A 19,220-nucleotide genomic window follows, 5' to 3' on the forward strand; every position below is an offset into this window, starting at 1 on the left:
TTATGCTGCACCGAGGACGCTTTTTACTGAGTTTATGTCCATTGTGCCGTAGTTTTTGTTTATGGATTTTCTTATTGTATAATCTGAAGTTACATCCAACAAAATCATATCTATAACTGCTGTCATAGACCCGGATATTCCTTTTACGCGGTCATTATTCTTTTCTATTAATGAAGAATTAAAGTTGCCTCCAGAAAAGTTTGTTTTACTTATAGCATAGTCACCTTTATCTGTTTCAAGCTCCGCTGGTTTCATTTTAAACTGCTGCAGCAAGGCTTTCCCGATCATTTCTTCATGTAAAGGGTTTGTGAACTTATAGGTTCCTTTTTCATAATCCAGGCCCAATTCCTTACTCTTATTTGATAATGCCTGCAAGATCAATATTTTTTCCGCTACAGCGGTTAAGAATTCCTTCTTTAATTCCAAGTTGCCCAATTCCTGTGACTGTTCATATATTGCAGAGTCGGCTGCAAGCCCTGAAGTTTCAAGAATTCCTTCACTTAAAGCTTTAAGCTGTTCAGGCTCAAGCTTGGGCAGGTCCTTTACGCTCCAGTTATAAGCAAGCCGCCTTGCTTTTTCGGGAGTTTCTATTTTAGCTTTGCCGAAATTTAACAATATATTTAAAATCAAGACGATATTTTTCTTATCAGTGATATCTCTTGTTGCGTGTAGCAATTTTTTAGCGTCCTGGCTGTGGAATATTATGGTATTTGCCAAAGGCAGGTATTCCATATATTGTTTTATGTTCTCTTTTTTGATGCCTTCAGGTATTTCAATATCAATAACAACATTAGCGTCGAATTTCGAATCTGCCGACAATTGGTTGAGTTTAACTATTTGCACGGGTTTTGGCGAAGCTATTCCTTCAGGCATGATTACCGAGATTATAGGATAACCTTTTAAAGCCTCCAAGAAGCTGTTTGCCTCTGTTCCCAAAACACTAAGGTCAAGCCCTACATCACAAAAACCCAGGTCAATAAGCTCCTTAACTTTTTTATAGCCTTCTCTATTTTCTGCCTTATAATTTACATGAATTGCAACTCCGTATTTTTTAGCATTTATAAGCAAGGCTTTTATTTTATTTTCATCGATTTTCTTTTTATCCAAAGCCTGTTGAAAGATATCCCAGTCAACAAGCATCTGGCTGTTGCCGACGGAATTAAATATGTCCAGCGTTTTAATGAAACCTTTTATATCGGAGATGTCCATTTTAAGTATCTTGTTTTCCGCCATTGTCACAGACACCGCATCGTGCTTAATAAGAGTTTTTTGTATGAAATCCTTTATCTTTATTTCCGGGATATTTTCTAATTTAGATGACGGCATTACTAACACTTTGTTTATGCCTGAATCAGACAAAGTCCATTTTATTGTACCACTGGGATCAATATGGTCAACGAGCATTGCCGGTTTAAAGGGAATTTCTAATCCTGCTTCTTCGCAAACCTTTTTAACTTTCTTCTGTGCACTTTTGGCTCCTTTTTCGTTGTCAGTACCGCATAAATGCTTTAAGAGCTGCACAGTGGCCTCTTGCAATTTGTAGCTATCGTCAAATTCGGGTATCCCGAATCCATAGTCACTTTGTTGGGATATTTTTTTAAAGTTTATGGAAAATACCAGAGTACCGTCAATGACCCCAAAACGGGTATCAACCGGCTTACCGTCAAAACTTACGTTAAACTTCGGAAGTTTATTGCTTACCTCACTGTTCGAATTCGTGAAAATAACATGTGTAAATTCACCGTCATTTTTATACTTCCGGATAGTTTCCACAAGCTTGTCCGGGCTTACTATATGGCTTATCATTTTTGAATTTACCTGGCCTGCCTTAAATAGACCCAGAACTTTGGATATAAAAGACGTTTTTTCCTTGTAGGCCGGCCCGGTTTTTTGTGGTTTTTTAAAAAGGTTCAATACCGGTGCCGGTAAACTGCGCATCTTTTGAAAGGCTTTTTCTACGGATTCTGACACGTCATGTATTTCATTTAAATGATTGAGCACAGGGGTAATATGTACGCTGTGAGGCTGGCGTATATAATATGCCAATAAAAGGGTATAGACAAGGCTTGTGAGCTGGTCTACCAAAACCGCTATCCCGGGGGGAGCAAAATGGACGGCAATAAGAATAGGGATAGTAGTTATTAAAAGGTCCAGGGTGCTGAATTCAAGCCATTTTAATTTATCTCTGTGAGTAGCTGTGTCTTTTTCTAAGAGAGCTCTTGCTATAGGAAGGACAGGGATAAGGATATCGGCGATTTCTCCTAAAAGGCCTCTTATGCCTTCATCTTTCAATATCTGGGCTAAGTTCAGCTTGGGTTCCGCTTTAATTTCTTCAATGAATATCCCGCGCAAAGAAAAGTACAAATAACCAAGGAGCGTATTTGCCACCAGAACGAACAGGAAGCTTAAAGGCCCGGTAATGCCGGCTGCTGTATAGAAAATAACTACAACTACGGTATTATAAAGCGCAGACCCGAGAACCGTTACCGTAAGCTGTTTGCCGAGGTTTTGTTTGTTAGAGAGTGAATGGCTTACTATTTCTGAAATGATGGCGATGACCTCGCCTATCAGAATGCTGATGAAGGGTATATGCATCCCGAAAGGGAGCGTAAAAAAATACTTGCCCTCGAGGCTGGCAAAAACCTCTCCTATCCCGGGAGGAAGCCCGAATATTGCAATAGCTAAAGATACGGCGGTTATCACCCCGACAATTAAAATTATTTTCTTATAGTTATCAGGTACGGCATAATTTAATTTTGCTGCTTTTTCCTCTTGCGCAGGTGCAAAGACGGAAGGAGCAGGTTTTGAATATTCATCGACAATGCCGTAGAGCCATTGTAAAAATATCCTGTAGGATGAAATATCCAGTGCTTCATCCAAGGAATGGGCATCTTTCGCCCATGGGCCTATTAGTATTCCGTCAAAAACTTCGCCATAATGATTTCTTCTGACTGCCATGACTCCAAGCTCGGCCGTATCCTGGGCCGCATGTTCTGCATCAATAAGTACCGCCTCTTTACCGATTATTTTTTCTAATATAAGCTTTGCCATCCTTCCGATTTCAAAGTTTTTAGAACTGTCAAAGACGGCGTTCTCGGCAATAACTTTTCCTGAAAGCTCTGAAGTATAGAGACGGTTGAATTCATCCAGCTCCGGCTGATTTGTGCCGCGTAACAATATGTCAGCGGCTGCCCTGGCTGGATTACCTTCTAATGTACCGAGATTGATACTTGATTTAACTAAGCTGGTATCGCCGTACCTTGTAAGAACACCCCATTTCAACGATTCTTTTACAATAGCTGCTATCAAGCCCTGGATAGCATTATTTCCGCCGGACGAGTTGTATGCCGTTACTAAATCTTGTCCTGTTACAAAAATATCTTTATCTGTGACAGGATCTCTGCCAGTTTTTATTTTTACTGTGCTGATTTTTCTTTCTTTTAAATAAAGGTTTAGTCCTGGATCCGTATCTCTGTATTTCTGTTTTAATTCTGCATAAGCTTTTTTTATGATTTCGTTGGCTTGGTCAGTATTTTTGGCCCTGATAACCACTGTTGCATTTTCAGGTATGGCATTTTCTGCAAAACCGCCTTTAAAAAAGACTACCTCTAGTGAAGGTATAGCCTTTACAATATCAATTAATGCATTTACAGCGTTATTCCTTCCGGCGTCTATATCGCATCCTGAATGCCCGCCTTTTCCGCCCTCTAATCTAATTTCCAGCACAGGTGCAGCTTCATTAAGCGGGACAAAATTATCTTTTACTTCACCATTAGACGGAGTTTCTCTTGCAACTTCCAGACTAACTGACCCTGCCAAACCTGTTGCAATACGGGTTTCAGCATTTTTACCGAAATCAACGTCATTATCAAGGTTGATGATATTTCTTGATTTAAACTGGCCCATATCTATTTTGTCTGCGCCTTCCATCTTTTTTTCTTCATCAACGGTTAAAGCAAATTCCATACCGCAATGAGGTTTATTACCTTTAAGGAGCTTGCCTGCAACCAGTAATATTGCAGCTATACCCGCGCCATCATCAGTCCCCAGGTTTGCATCTACGCCTTTTAGCCAGAATTTTCTAGTTCCTTCCCATATCATGGTTTTTACACGTTTTGTCCAGTCTCTGTCCGGCGGGTTTAACACCATGTCCATATGCGCCTGAAGCAGGAGGTATTTTTCTTCACTAATAGTTGGATAAATCCTGACAAGCAAATTTCCTGTATTATCCATAGTGAAAATGCCCGGGACACTAGGGTCTTCCTGGTCGATAAGCTTGCCGCCTTCTATATATTTTAAGCCCAGTGCCGCAAAGTTTTTCCTGAGATATTCTGCCATCTTTTCTTCATGCCTGGATTCGCAGTGGATAGCTACCGTATTAAAAAAAGTGGCCCAGGAAACAACAAAATCCTTCAGTTTTTCATCTAATTTTTTCGGGTCTATCCGTTTAGCTGTAAGGAATGCATTAACGACCTCTTCAGCCTTTTGTCTTGCAACGGCAACCGGCACGCCGTTTAAGGACATCTCGTGGATTGATAGCTGGCGTAGAATTAAGGAAGCAAGTTCTGCAGGGTCTAAATCAACTATGGCGATATCCTGAATCACTATTTTCCCTGAAGCAGGATCAATCCAAACCAGGTCTTCTACAGAGTTAAGCTTATCGGTATCATGCACGATAGTAGTTTCAATTATTTTTTTATTGCCTACAGCCGTGGGTCCGCTGTTTGCCGAATAGACTATTTCCTCCTGGCTTGCATCTGTTTTGATAATAGAATTAAGTTTAATAAAAAATTGTTCTTCATTGTTCCGCGCAACGGGAAGAGGAACTGCAAAGGCCTTTCCTTTTAATTCTTGCCCGGCCTTTTGTAAGATATATTCTCTCTCACCCAAATACAAAACCTTATTTACCAGTAAGCCGCGCAGTTCTTGGAGGTACGGCAGGTTAGCTTTGTCCAGGTTTCTTAAATAACCTATCAGCTCGTCTTTTTTGCCGGTACATATAAAAGATGCTGTATTTAGCATATCAAAAAACTCACCGGCATCTATATTTGTTTTTTTTCTGAATTCTACAGCTAAGTCAGCTATCGCCAGGCTTGTTTCGGCGTCATCCAAGAGGCCGCGTTTTTCGTCTAAAAACCGTATAAGCATACTTGGATATTTGGGGTCGTTTTGCATAGCAGAAATTTTCTTTAACGAGCCGGGCAGTATTACTTCAAGGTTATATAAGAGATAGCAGTAATCCCTGTCAAACTTATTTTCATCATACCTGTAGTTTTGTTCAAGTTCCCTGTTCTTTGATTTAAACGCAGTATACACTTCTTCGGTTAATGCTATTATTTCATTATGTTTTTCAATGCCGGATTTTAATACCGTTTCTATCACATAGCTATTGCCTAAAGCATATAACAGGCCGGATTTACTATATATTTCAATTATTGAATCTGCAGTCAAGCTTGACTGCGGGGTTTTTTCCAGGTTATCGTGCAGTATTTGTGTTAATCCTATGGTTAATTCAGCGGCTCTATCAGGCCTGTCTTCATAACATAGTTCAATAGCTTTCCTGACATCGCTGATACCAATGTTGTTAACATGGGCCTTTATTGCTTCTAAGGCTATTAAGCCGGCTTTATAAGACATTTCAGTTTGATAAGGCTTATAATTTTCATTACCAAAACATAGATCAATAGCTTTCCTGACATCAGCGGAGGTAATGCCGCTAATATGGGACTTTATGGCTTCTATGGCTATCTGTCCTGCCCTGTCAGGCTCGCCTTTTAAACATAAGAAGTCAAAAGCTTTCCTGACATCGCCAGCGGAAATATCGTAAATATGGGCATTTTTCGCTTCTATGGCTATGTCAATGGCATCATGGAGCCAGCCTTTTTTAAAACACAAGTCAATAGCTTTCCTGACATCAGTATCGGAAATTTCACTAATACCTGCCTTTATCGCTTCTACGGCTATATGTCCGGCTTTATCAGGCATGTTGTGTTTATCGTCAAAACATAAATCAAAAGCTTTTCTGAGGTCGCCGGCTGTTATTTCACTAATACCTGCCTTTATCGCTTCTAAGGCTATTTTAGCGGCTAAAGCAGGCTTATCTTCAAGGCACAGGTTAAAAGCTTTCCTGAGATCGCCGGCTGTTATTTCACTAATGCCGGCTTTCATCGCTTCTAAGGCTATATTTGCGGCTCTATCTGGATCGGGACCATAGGATAAGTTAAAAGCTTTCTTCACATAACTAAGGGGAATTTCACTGATACCTATCTTTATCGCTTCTACGGATATATTCCCTGCCATACCGGGGTAGCCGTGTTCAAAACATAAATCAACAGCTTTCCTGACATCGCTGGCGGAAATTTCACTAATACCTGCCTTTATCGCTTCTACGGCTAGAATGCCGGCATCAATAGGCCAGTCTTTTTCAAAAGATTTGTCTATCCATACCTTGATATCGCCGGCAGAAATACCTCTAACATGAGCCCTTAGCGCTTCTACAGCTATAGTACCTGCCAGAAAGGGGACTTTTCTTTCAAAACATGCGTTGATAGCTTTCCTGATGTTGGAAATATTGTTTATGTAATCACATATTTCATTGCTTTTTTCTGGTCCTGATAATTTTTGTGCTAATACCCAGAGTTCATCTGGTGTTAAATTTTCGGCTTTAAGTGGAGGGGCATTGGGATGTTCCATATCGTATTTTGCATGGGTGCGGATATTTGCGGCTTTACCTGCTCTTTTGGCAAGCTTGAATGCTTTGGAAATTGCAGTTTTGTGTATGAGTAAAGAAAGGAAGCTGTAAGTCCAGGCAGAATATGTGGCTGCTGTTATAGCTGCTACGCCCAATGCCATTGTTATATAACCGCTCTTATAGGCGCCAGCGCCTCTGAAATGCTCCCAATAAAACTTAAACGGGTTAAGCGAATCTTTATATTCAAGCTCTGCTATCTTCCTTGCGATATCCCAGGTTAGTTTTCCGTTTTCGGGTATAAGGTGCCTGTTCTTGGGAAGGACAAGAGATGCAGCTGCAGCAGGTTTAGTAGGCAGTGTCTCAGCAGTCGGCCCGGACTCTTCATATTCATCTTCCGTCTCCGGCTCTACCATATTTAGAGCTGTTGTAAACACAAACTTTCTATTAACTGCAATATCTTTTAACTGCTTAATTATTGCTTCCCGGTTGCCCGGGATCTGGTTAGAGGCTACAAATAAATCAATGTCTTTTTTAGTTCCGGTTTCCTGCAGTATAAAAACCTTTTTAAGAAGGTTCTTGGCCAGCTTGTGCATCTTTTCAAGGTCTTTCTCATCTTCCAGGACAAAATCATAACGGCCGTTTTTGGGGATAAGAATTCCGGCATCCCTCAGTTCCTTTATTATGATATTGTAGCCCTTCCAATAGTCCTCGTTATCCGTTAAGGCAAACCCGCGGAACATCGTTGTTATGAAAGAAACGTATTCCTCTCTGGCTTTTTGAAAGTCTATTTCTTTGTTAAAATACCGGTCTCCGGTCGTATAAATCGAAAAAATCTCAGCTACGAGCTCTAAAATAACATCGAGATTTTTACCGAGTATGCTGTCCCTTGATTCTAACCCGAAAAGAAGCATGTGGCCTATTTCATGGTGAACGGTCAGGTCAATTAAACTTTCAAAACCCGGTACGTATTTTTCCGCATTGTTGAACAGGCTCTTGGCTATTTGCCCGATAGCATCGCCTATAGTCAATTTAAACAGGTTAACACTTATTATACTGGTGTTTTCGTCTAAATCCTCATCACCGGGGTGCGTCATGCCGAGGCTGGGATAATTACAGTAACTGCGGTCAAAAAATGTGTTATATAAAAGCACTTTTTTTGTTTGTTTCCCTTTTACACCGCTCCTGTACTTCTTAAGTACTCCGGCAAACTCCGGGTCATCTTCTGCCAGGCGGTCTATGGACGCTTCATAGTTTTTCAAATCCCGGTTTATTTTCTGTGCTTTATCTCTCCTGTCTTTATCTGTTATCCAGATATAGGTTTCATAAAACATCTTCTTTTTTGCTACGTCATCCGGAGTATAATCGGACGGGGCAAGAACAAAAGTAAAAGGCAGATCCTTGGTCCTGAGCCAGGCCCGGGATACATTCTGAAACAAAGCGTCGCACTTTGCTATATCTTTTTCCTTAAGCGCTATTATTAGCACTCTAATATATTCCTTCATTTTCTTGTTTATACCCTCGACCTGTTCTGCAAGCTCAAGAGAATCGCATATCTTTTCTATTTCTTCGCTGTACTCTTCTGCAAACGGGACAGCTTTCAGTTCCCAGTCTCCGTTGACGAAGTTTCCTTTAATTACCGTATAATGGCTTAAAAGCGCGGCATTTTCTTTAGGCTGGCCCGGATGGTCGGCTATATATTTTTCTATGGCTTCGGCAGTAAGCCCGGGCGGGTAGAGCCCCTTGCCTGCAAGATCCTTAGTGCCCCTGGGTGCCTGCAAACGATGCAATTTCTCGACCCGGTCACAGGCGTTCATAACATACTGCATGCATTCCCTGTTGGCTTTTGATAACCTTGAAAGCTCTTTTTGCTCGAATACAACCGGCACAAGCACGCTTTTTCCTCCGGAAGGTAGTGCTTTTATTTCATTTAGGTCCCATAAAGAGTGGAAAAGCTTTCCTGCTGGCCGGCTGTAATAAAATGACGTTATGGTAATTATAAGCGTTACGATTACTGCGACAGGGGAAGAAAAACTGTTAAAGCTTGCCCATGCCACAGCTATGCTTAAAAGTAGAGGAGCGGCAAAATAGTTGAAAGCAGTGATTCCTATAACACCTATAAGCCTTGAGAAACCCGGTTCATGCGCTTTATAGAATTCTTTCGGATGCAGGGATTCTTCGTATTCTATCTTGCCTATCTGCCTTGCTATCCACCAGTTTGACTTACCTGCTTCTTTCCATTGCTGTACCTGAGCTCTGTTCTTGGGAAGGATTAAGAATTGCGATTTAAATGCTGACTCTATATTTTCAACTTTTGTTGAAGGAAGCGTAAGGGGGGTATTTGGTATCTGATAATTAAGCATTGCGCCGGGATTTCTTTCAAATTCTTTTGTTGTAGCGATAAACTGTAAAAGGCTTTTTACTGCCTGTTCTTCGGTTATAGCTTCCTTAAATGTGGCTATGCCGCTTTCCGGATGGAGATCAGTGTTTTGCCCGGAATTTATAAGCGTCAAATAATTTCTGGGGAATCTAACCCCCTGGTTATACAAGTTATCCAAGGCCCTATTCATTTTTTCTTTAAAAGCATCGGTACCTTCCAGGTAAATGCCGTATCTCGTTAGCTGTGGCTTGAGACTATGTACGATAAACCCTGCTATAAAATTTGTTTTTGCCAGAGACTCAAGCTCAACGATGTTTTCTTTAGGCTTATACGGGATTGTTATTTTACCTGTAGCTTTGCTGTAAATAAGAACCGGTATCCTTGAGCCAACAGCAAATTGCCCCCTGATAAGCGCCCTAAGCAAAAGGGAATCGTCTTTATAAAATTCCTTTAGGTCAATTCCTTCCGGAACAAAAACGGTAATGATTCGTGTCCGCCTGTTGTAAGCGGAGGAAATATCTTTTATCTTAGAGCCCTGCATAACCTGAACCAGAGGGTGGTAAGATAAGTTTGTCATAAGCTTAAATTCTATTTCTGCTTCGAACTCGTCGGCTTCTGCAAGCACTTTATCCAATATCTTTTCGGCCTTTTCCTGCAAATTCTGTAGTTCCGCTGTATTGCTCTGATACTCTCCGGTAAAATATACACTATTAGTACCTGTTTGACGGGACTTAATAACTCCTTTTTCTGCAAGTATTGCAAGCATTTTATCTGCTTCTTCCTGGAGCAAATAGAACTCTTCCCTGAAAAGTTTAGGTGTATAAACCAGGCCATTAGCCATTTTGCCTTTCATAACCTCAATGATTTCGTCTATATTATATAAAGGCCTATATTCACTAATCTTATATTTGTCCAGGCCTTCAATAATCGATAATCTATGAATCCCGTCAACACTTATCGGCTGTTCGTCCCACCAATAACCGCGTTGTATAATACCTATAAACTCATACAGTAAAGGGAACCAGGATAGATATTTTTTCCCGTGAGTTAAGGTCCAGTTAGCCGTTTGATATATGGTTCCTGCTGTGCCGTGGTAATAATAGAGAAAGCCATCCTGGCGGTTTTTTAAAGAAAACAGATTCATGGCTGCATAACCTCTTCTTAAATAGAGGTATTGTATGACTGATTCTAAATCTACTATTGATAATCTGGAGATGAACCTTTTAGAGGGGATGAATGTTGTTCTACCCGGGACATCCCGCACTCCAAAACGATTTTGAAAACCGTCCCAAAGAGGCTGTTCAACAACAACCAGCCTTTCCGGGTGCAGCAGGTCATCGTTCAATTGCTCAAGGATTTTTTTATCATAAGGAGAACTTGATTTTTGAAGTTCATCTCTTAGATCCTGAAGGGCTTTGATGACTGAATCCTTGGAAATTTCATTGACCTTACTTTTATAGATTTTAACCTTGAATAATAAATATACGGCACTTGGAACAATTACTATTGCCGTAACTACCTGTTGCCAATGTATAACAAAAAGGCCTAAGAGAAAAAGGCTTGCGCCAGTAAAAATGATAAAAAGAGGATATAACTCATGTTTGATACGGTAATTCCTATATTCAGCTCTAAGCGATTTTTCCTGAGATTTTGTCAATGGTTTATAAGTCTTTCCTGCAGTATCGGCAATTCCGTTTTCTTTTGATTTTTCCAAAGCAGTTTCAATTATTTGCCTCAGCTCATTTTCATCCGGTGTTGTAAAGCTATCTGCATTTTTAGCCTTGGGAAGCACTACGTCATTCTTGTTGCCTGAGCGGAACCTATGAATATTTTCAAGGTACGTAGCCGACCAGTGGGGTTTTCCTGCATCACGCAAAAAGTTAATGAGTTTATCGAGGTTGTCTGAAAAATAATTATTTGAACGGCCGGTTAAAGTTACTTCGCTTCCAACAGGCCTATAGTCGATAGTGTCCAGAAGAACTTCAGTGCCGGGGTTTGTAAGGTAAGCAGTCAGGATTTTTAACAGGTAATCCGCGTTTTGTTTTTGAGCAACCGAAAAAGCCCCGAGAACATATTTTTGTTTTGCTGAAAGCGGTTTTTTTGAGCTGATTGTTTCTTTAACAGAATCGAAGACAAAACCCGGGATTGCTAACGAGGGACCGTTTGACCGGTATTTAAGCAGGCATATCGCGTCAAACATTCCCGGAGCAAAATCATCTTTATTGTTGAACCTGATTAAATCCAGAGGCGATGATTCTAAATGTGCCTTCCAGCCGGAATTTCCAACATTCGGAGAACCGAACGGATAAGCTGATATCTCTACTCTATGACCCAATTCATTTTTATGCTGTAACCATTTCAAGTGGCCCGCACAAAGGTTGGTCAAGGCACCACCCAGGGAATGGCCTGTTACGATTATCTGGTCCGGGTTTTCAGCCTTAATTACTTCGATGATAGTGTCTTTAACCGCATTATAACCCCGGTTAAAACCTTCATGGACTTTAATATCACCTGGTTCATCCTTAAGCCAGTCAGGGGTTACCTGCCTGTAATCAAAGTCCATTAGCAATTCGTTGATATTTGATAAATCCGTTCCCCTGAAACTAATGTAAAGCTTCTTTTTGCCAGAAAATCCTTTTTTAACTTTTCGGCAGATAAGCACCTGAATGTCATTTTTAGGGTCTTTTACGTCTATCCATTCAACTTTTTCCAGGCCCTTAAAGGCCTCAAAATTTATTTTTGCCAGGGGGATTGAGCTGAACCTGCTCCGCAGATATTTTAGCGGATTAAATTTTTTCCATTTGAGATGTTTTTTAGAATAATCATTCCATTGTGATAAAGCACTATATTTTTTAAAAGGTTCTTCCGGGATATCATAATATTTATATGCAAGGTTAGCTAACTCCATTGAAGTTACAACTTCTTCTACCTTTTCAGTGTCCAAGTCTATTTTAGCAGGTTCCTCAGGCTTGATTTTGCTCATTTCAGGCAAGTCAAATAAGGCGTGGATAAGCCTGCCGAGATAATTGCCAATCACGAACGAAGACGTTACAGCTATAACAAGCGTAACAGCAAGCAGAACAGGGGATGTAATGCTGCCAAACCAGTGTCTGCCTACGAATACAACGATTAGGGGCATATAATTGCAGATAGTTATAAGGGCAGTTTCAAATAACCTTGCTATATGGCCGCCTTTATAAGCTTTGCCTGTTATGTTACCTTTTTTATCAACAGAATCCTTATAATGGTCCAGGTAGAAAGTTATCGGGGAATAGGTGGCCCAAGCTTCTGTGTTGGCAAGCTGCCAGGCCCTCTGCCAGGCAGTACCCTGCAGTTGTTTAACGAGCTGCTGGTTCCTGGGAAGGATCAAACTTCTATCAGTTTTATCGGAGACTGCCGGAAGAGAAGCTTCAGCTTTTACCGGTTTAACATCTATAATATGCGAAAAATCAGGTGCTTTTGATTCTTCTGTTTCTAACACAGGAGACAGCATGCTTTGCGGGAATAAAAGATTTTTTACATGTTTTTGTGCATTGGCCTTAATTCCCGCAATTCTTTCAGGGTCTTTGAATAAAGCTGTAAGAGCTTGTTCTAATGATGATGTCAAACTCCTTTCTTCAGCAAGGGCAACTATTTTTTCAGGCAGGGCAGAAGGTTCCGGAGATTCTTTTATCAGGTCATACATATCTTTTGTAATCTGGGGATCTTTCCCTGCCATCGGGACAAGGATTCCTGTTTTCCCGTTTTCAATCTGCATCCTTAAACCGCCGACATCGGTGCCGATTATTACAGCGCCAGCAAGCATTGCTTGTGAAACTACCAACCCGTACCCTTCATATATTGCGCTGTGCAAAAGGACCGAAGCGGTTTTATATAAAGCATTTATTTCAAGTTGATCGATGTCATAAGGTGTTAGTTTGTCAGGATCATAGCCCATTTTTATCAAAGCTTGTCTTTCTTCATCGGTAAGGGTAATAATTTCAATGATAGAACTCAGGATATGTGCGTTTTTAAGCCCCGCATTTTTGGACAGCCAATTTAGAATGCCTTGTTCAGCAGAAGCACACTTTGACTCAAAATTTGTTCCTGTGGCGCCTATAACTCCTATATGGGCATACTGAATTTGTCTGCCTGTTTTTGCTAATTCTTTTTGCGCTTTTGAAAATGCAACAAGGCCTGATATAGGGTCTTTCATGGGGTGGAAACGCGAGTCCTGGAGGACTAGAGGCATGTCAGGGTCTATATTGTATTTTTTTAATACTGCTTTTTTCCATTCAGGAGTTATTTCTTGGTTAATATAATTAAGCGGGTTTATTCCATGCTGAAAAACAGCAGATTTGATTGGCATATCAGGGATGAAATAATCCTGGTTGTAAAACAAGGCTAAATCAGCGCCTTTGATATTTTCAAAAAGGTAAGCTTTTGCCTGTTCTGTTGCTTTTGAATAATCGGACCAGAAATAACAGCATACTTTAATATGCGGGTATTTTTCTTTTATAAGCTTTGCAAAACGCATCTGGTACGGGTCTAAAAGAAAAACATGAGTGACGCCTGTAAAATCGATCTTTCTGAAACAGCTTTCTATCGCTGCTTCGTAATAGTCTTTATCTCTCCTGCTTAGTTCTACATCATATCCGTCCAGCCCTTGATAGAGCTTTCCAAAAATTTCATGAGAGCCGAAGGTAGAGTTTGATTTTTTTAATGTAACATACTGCTTATAAGGTATTCCTGCAAAACCCATCAGCCCTGCTGCTTCCTGCATCGTTTTTTCAATTCCTCCGCCCGGGCCGTAGTTAGAAATAGAAACGACATTTGTTCTTGTGGCACCGCCGGATTCGGCAAATGCTAAAATCTCATCTACTTTTTTCTGTACTTCCGGATAAGATTCAAAGCCTTCTACATATTCTTTGCTCCAAGCTGGATAGTCGTTTCCCGATACAGAAAGTTCATTATCAATGGATTTTAATTCTTCCGGAATGTCAAATCCGGCATCTATTGAGCTGTTTAGTTCTTCAAGAAAGCTGAGTATCTTACTCAGGGCTTTTGTATCAGGTGCTTTGCCTTCAGGAATATCGAAAACCATGTTATTTGCGAGCTTACAGGCTACCCTAAGCAAATATGCCCGCATGACTTCGGGCAGAAGTTTTAATTCATCTTCGCTTAATTCAAAACCAAGTTCTTTTGCCCTTCGTTGGTAATTGTAAACCATAACAAGGATAGTTCGCTTATCAAAATTCGGCGGGATTGTGCAGAAATCTATCAGGCGGGTATCAAGGCGCAGCCAGTCATAATCAAATTTTCCATTTATTCTTTTATTTTTAGCCACCGTTACATTTACAGGGCTGAAATCACCGTCTACCATTAGTTGAGGGACTTTAGTCTTCAAACTTCTCATGGCTTCCATTGCTTTTTTATGTCCTGACAAAGCTTTTTGAAGTGATTCTAAATTAGCTTGAAGGAATTCAATCCCATCGTTAATTTCTCCGGGTTCACGAAGTTTTCCTTGCAGTTCTTGAAGCTGTTGTCCTGTAAAATCCTCATCCAATATTGTTTTTTCTTTATCCGATTTATATAAATTTGGGCAGGTTCTTGAGGCATTGTGGTAATCAGCTAAACGTTCGCTGGCTTCAACGAGCATGCTTCCGGTAAAAGCACCCATTTCGAGTGTCAGGCCTTCCTTATATTCCATCACCATATAACGCGAATTATTTATTTGAACATAGCCCTTGCCGCTTATTGTGGAATAAACTTTAGCTGCTTGAGGAAAACCGTGTCCTTTTATCCATTCGGTAAACCTTACTAGGAAATTTTGTTCATCGTCCGTTACTGTTTTATTTACTCGTTTTATTACGAAGCTTCCTTTTTCTGTTTTAACAAGCCCAGGTGCAATGCTTCTTAAACCCTCTCCCATTCCTCTCCTTAATTTTACCGGCGGTTTCAAAGGTTTGCCTAAATCATATTGGTTAAGAATATCTTTATACGGTATTTCATCTTTTGGTAATTCTGGTAAGATTCTGTTCATTTCAGGCAAGTCAAATAAGGCGTGGATAAGCCTGCCGAGATAATTGCCAATCACGAACGAAGACGTTACAGCTATAACAAGCGTAACAGCAAGCAGAACAGGGGATGTAATGCTGCCAAACCAGTGTCTGCCTACGAATACAACGATTAGGGGCATATAATTGCAGATAGTTATAAGGGCAGTTTCAAATAACCTTGCTATATGGCCGCCTTTATAAGCTTTGCCTGTTATGTTACCTTTTTTATCAACAGAATCCTTATAATGGTCCAGGTAGAAAGTTATCGGGAAATATGTGGCACGGGCCTCTGTGTTGGCGAGCTGCCATGCCCTTTGCCAGGGAGTACCCTGCAGTTGTTTAACGAGCTGTTGGTTCCTGGGCAGGATTAGCGGTCTCCCTGTTCCAAACAATATATTTCCAATGTTTTTAAACCATTGTTTAAGTGTCTTCCTGGTTTTGTCTTTATTCGTTAAATGCAGCAAATTATCCCGGAATAGCATGACATCTTTAACATAAACAGCTGCAAAGTGGGGCTCCGCAAAGTTATTTAGAAAATATGCAATTTTAGTGTTAAGATCAGTATCCGGATAATCGGCTAAGAATATTTCTTTGCCGGCATGAACGTATTCCGGTCTTGAACGAAACGTTAACTCATAAAGATCAAGCATCTGCGGGAACGGCAAATCAGGTGCAATATCCGCTTTCGTATTAAATCTGATAAAATCCGCGGCTAAGGATTCAAGATGTTGCTTCCAAGCCGAATTTCCGACTTGCGGGGAACCAAACGGGAAGCCTGAAACAGAGATTCTTTGGTGTAACTTCTTATTATCCTGCAGCCATCTTAAATGTTCATAACAGAGATGGGTCAAAGCGCCGCCCAAGGAATGGCCGGTTACGATTAGCTGGTCCGGGTTTTCCTTATTGATTATTTCAATTATCCTGTCTTTAACTGAATCATAATTCCTGTAATAACCTTTCTGAACTAAAATTTCGCCCGGTTCATTCTTAAGCCAGTCCGGAGTTATCTGTTCATGATCAAAATCCGCCAGCCATTCATTGATTTTTGCAGGTTCAGTTCCCCTGAAACTAATGTATAGCTTTTTCTTACCAAAAAACCCTCTTCTAACATTACGGCAAATCAATACCTGCGTGTCAATTTTCGGGTCATCGTTGTCTATCCATTCAACTTTTTCCAGGTCGTCCAGAATTTCATGATTTTCATTTGAGCCAAAGAAAGGCAGCGAAGGCAATGTATTAAGAATCCTTATCAGGAATTTTATAGGATTAAAACCTTCCCAGAGAGGATGATCTTTTGCATAATCTCTCCATTGGGATAACGGGGTGCCTTTCTTGACCGGTTCTCCCGGTATTTCATAATACTCATAGACAAGATTGGCTAATACCATTGATGCTGCAATTTCATTTATTTTGTCTTCTGAGAGTTTGAGGTCTAGGGTTCTTGGGTCCACATATGTTGTGTCAGGCTGGATTTCAAAGATTTCAGGCAGGTCGAACAAAGCATGGATAAGCCTGCCGAGGTAATTGCCCAGCCCATAGGAAGACGTTACTGCTATAACAAGTGTGACAAAAAGTAAAACAGGGGAAGTTATACTGCCGAACCAGTGCCTGCCGACTAACAAGACAAGTACAGGCACCAGGTAATTGCAAATAGTTATAAGGGCAATTTCAACCAGCCTTGCTGTTTGGCCGCCTTTGTAAGCTTCGCCGGTTTTATTTCCGTCTTTATCATAATAATCCTTGTAATGGCTGGTAAAGAAAGTGATCGGAAAATATGTATCATAGGCTTCTATTTTAGCCAGCTGTTTTGCCCTTTGCCATACCGTGCCCTGCAATGTTTTGACAAGTTGTTGGTTTCTGGGAAGTATCAATGACCGTGATTTTCGTTCCGGCCTTATTTTTGCTGCTGCACCCACAGGCGCTATGCCAAGTTTTTCTCCTATGAGTTCCCCGATCATCTCTACAGGCGGGTAGCCCTGCTCCATCGCCTGCTTTAGCATTTCTTTTCTTGAAAGGTTCAGGCTTTTTGCAGCCTCGTCGATTGCAAGAGAACCCACCGCATACATGCTGAGATTTCCGGGGTTTCTGCCCCACATTTTGAAATAATCCCTGTTTTCTTCCGATGTTAAAACCGTTGCAGCCGTTTCAGCAGGTTCAGCGATGTTAAAGTACGGCAGGTATTCTTTTGCGAAAGCTTTAGGGGTCCTATTCCCTGAAAGAATGACCTCTAAGTCATAAAGTCCGGAGACGTAGAAAGAGATAAGCTGTTTATAACACCCGGCTGCTATCACCTTTTTTGCAGCTTCAAGTTTATCTTCCGGGACATTCAGGGATTCTATTATTTCATCAAACATCCCCGAATAAATATTCTCTACAATAAACTGCTCGTTCTGAACTGCCAGCCCCTCTTCGACGGGTAGGTCATAGACAGTCCCGTAAACGCTCTGAAGCATTTCGTCTTTGTTTCTCAGCAGCCTGTAATTGGTATAGGCGTGCACTATATGAATAGTTTCATGAAAAATAAGGTCAAAGAGCTCCGAAAGCTTCCATTCGTAATCTTTATTGAATTGAATTACAAATGACGGGGGCGACCCATCTGGCTGCAAAAAGATTTCGGCCTCAGCTGAAAAACCTTCACTGTACCCGTAAATATCTTTAACTTCTTTACTTGAGAGAAGCCGGACTTCTATAGGCGGCACCTTCATGCCTAATTCCTTTTCTATCAATTCAGATACTTTTTTAACAAGAGCGTCAAAATCAATGTTTTTTAAGTTAAAACTCGTTGTTGACAACAGCTTAAAATCTTTATTAAAAACATTTTTCTTCTTTACTGTTTCGTAATTCTTCTTAAAATCAGCCATCTGTTCCCGTATCAGAGGTATATAGCTCTCAATTTGTGGAAGCGCTTTGGCCGGCATCCTGTCCCTGGAAGTTGAGGCCCATGGAATATTAAGCAATTCTTCATAAGTATATGGTTTACCTGTTTTGGGGTTTTTGTTTAGAGATAAATAAAGCGTATATTTCTGTGTAATTTTTTCTTTTAGCCTATTAAAAGAGCCCAGCGATCCTGCGGGCAGGTTTTCCCTTATTAGGTCAAGCGACTCTAAAAGTTCTGAAAGCCGCTCTATAGTCGAAAACAGCTCATGCGGGTCTACATTGTTAATATCCGGGTAAAACTCAATTAAATCAAAGATTTTAGACACTCCGTCAAACTGCCCTGCTTTGTTATCCTTGCTATTTTTCATTATGGACAAAACATACTGGATTTCATCAAGCATATTCCCGGGCTTATTTCTTAATTTAAGATAGTCTTTTGCTGCCTGAAGGATAGCCCGGTTTGTTCTTGAAACTGCATCGTGGTTATCCGGTAGCCGGGCTGCCAGGGCTTCAAGCTCTGCCTCCAGTACTTTTGGCGGCTCAAGCAAAGCCTCAATGACTTTTCCTACATCTTTTGGTATATAGCCGTACTGATATGCTGAAGCAGGGTGTATCTTCGTAAACAATTTTTTGATATCGGTTACTGTTTGATATTTTATTTGGCTTAATATTGAGATAGTTTCAGCTGCAAGATTCCTTACTTCCAGAGACGGGTCATTTTGGGCAAGTTGGCTTATGGCATCTATTGCTTCAATCTCGTTAGACCTTAATAAGGCGTATATCGCCGATGTTCGGACGCTTTCTGCATGGTCTTTCAGAGCTCCTCTTATTGCATCAAATATCCTTTTATCTGAATGTAGAGGAAAAACATCTGAATCAAGGATAAGAAGTATTTGATTCCTGACGACCTCTGATTTTTCTCTATATAGCAGAGATATAAGGACATCTGCGGCTGAAAGATTACTTCTTAGCTGGGTAACAGCAGTTTCTCTTACTTTTTCATTTTCATGATATAGCAGCGGTTTTAAAACTTCGAGTTCGTCCGCTTTGCCGCTTAATAAAATATATTCGGAAATTGCAGCCCCCCGCACTTGTTTGGCACTTTCTTTTGCGATAAGCTCAAGCAGGAAAGGTTTGTCATCTACTGCTTTATGCCATTTTGTCAGGCTGTAGATCGCGGTAATTCTCTCATATTCGCCTTTTAATGTATCTTTTATCAGCCTTATTGCCGAATCGT

General features: G+C 40.7%; 1 protein-coding gene (running past one end of the window). It reads right to left on the minus strand.

Annotated features, from left to right (window positions below):
* Nucleotides 1-19,220, minus strand: partial view of a HEAT repeat domain-containing protein gene (locus tag LHV68_09655; GenBank protein ID MCB4792140.1) — the 3' portion only. 16,858 nt of this gene lie beyond the right edge of the window; 19,220 of the gene's 36,078 nt are visible here — the last part of the coding sequence; the start codon falls outside the window, past its right edge — the gene reads right to left on this strand; its stop codon occupies nt 1-3.

This window comes from Candidatus Liberimonas magnetica, assembly GCA_020523885.1.
In the GTDB taxonomy this organism is placed as follows: domain Bacteria; phylum Elusimicrobiota; class Endomicrobiia; order Endomicrobiales; family JAFGIL01; genus Liberimonas; species Liberimonas magnetica.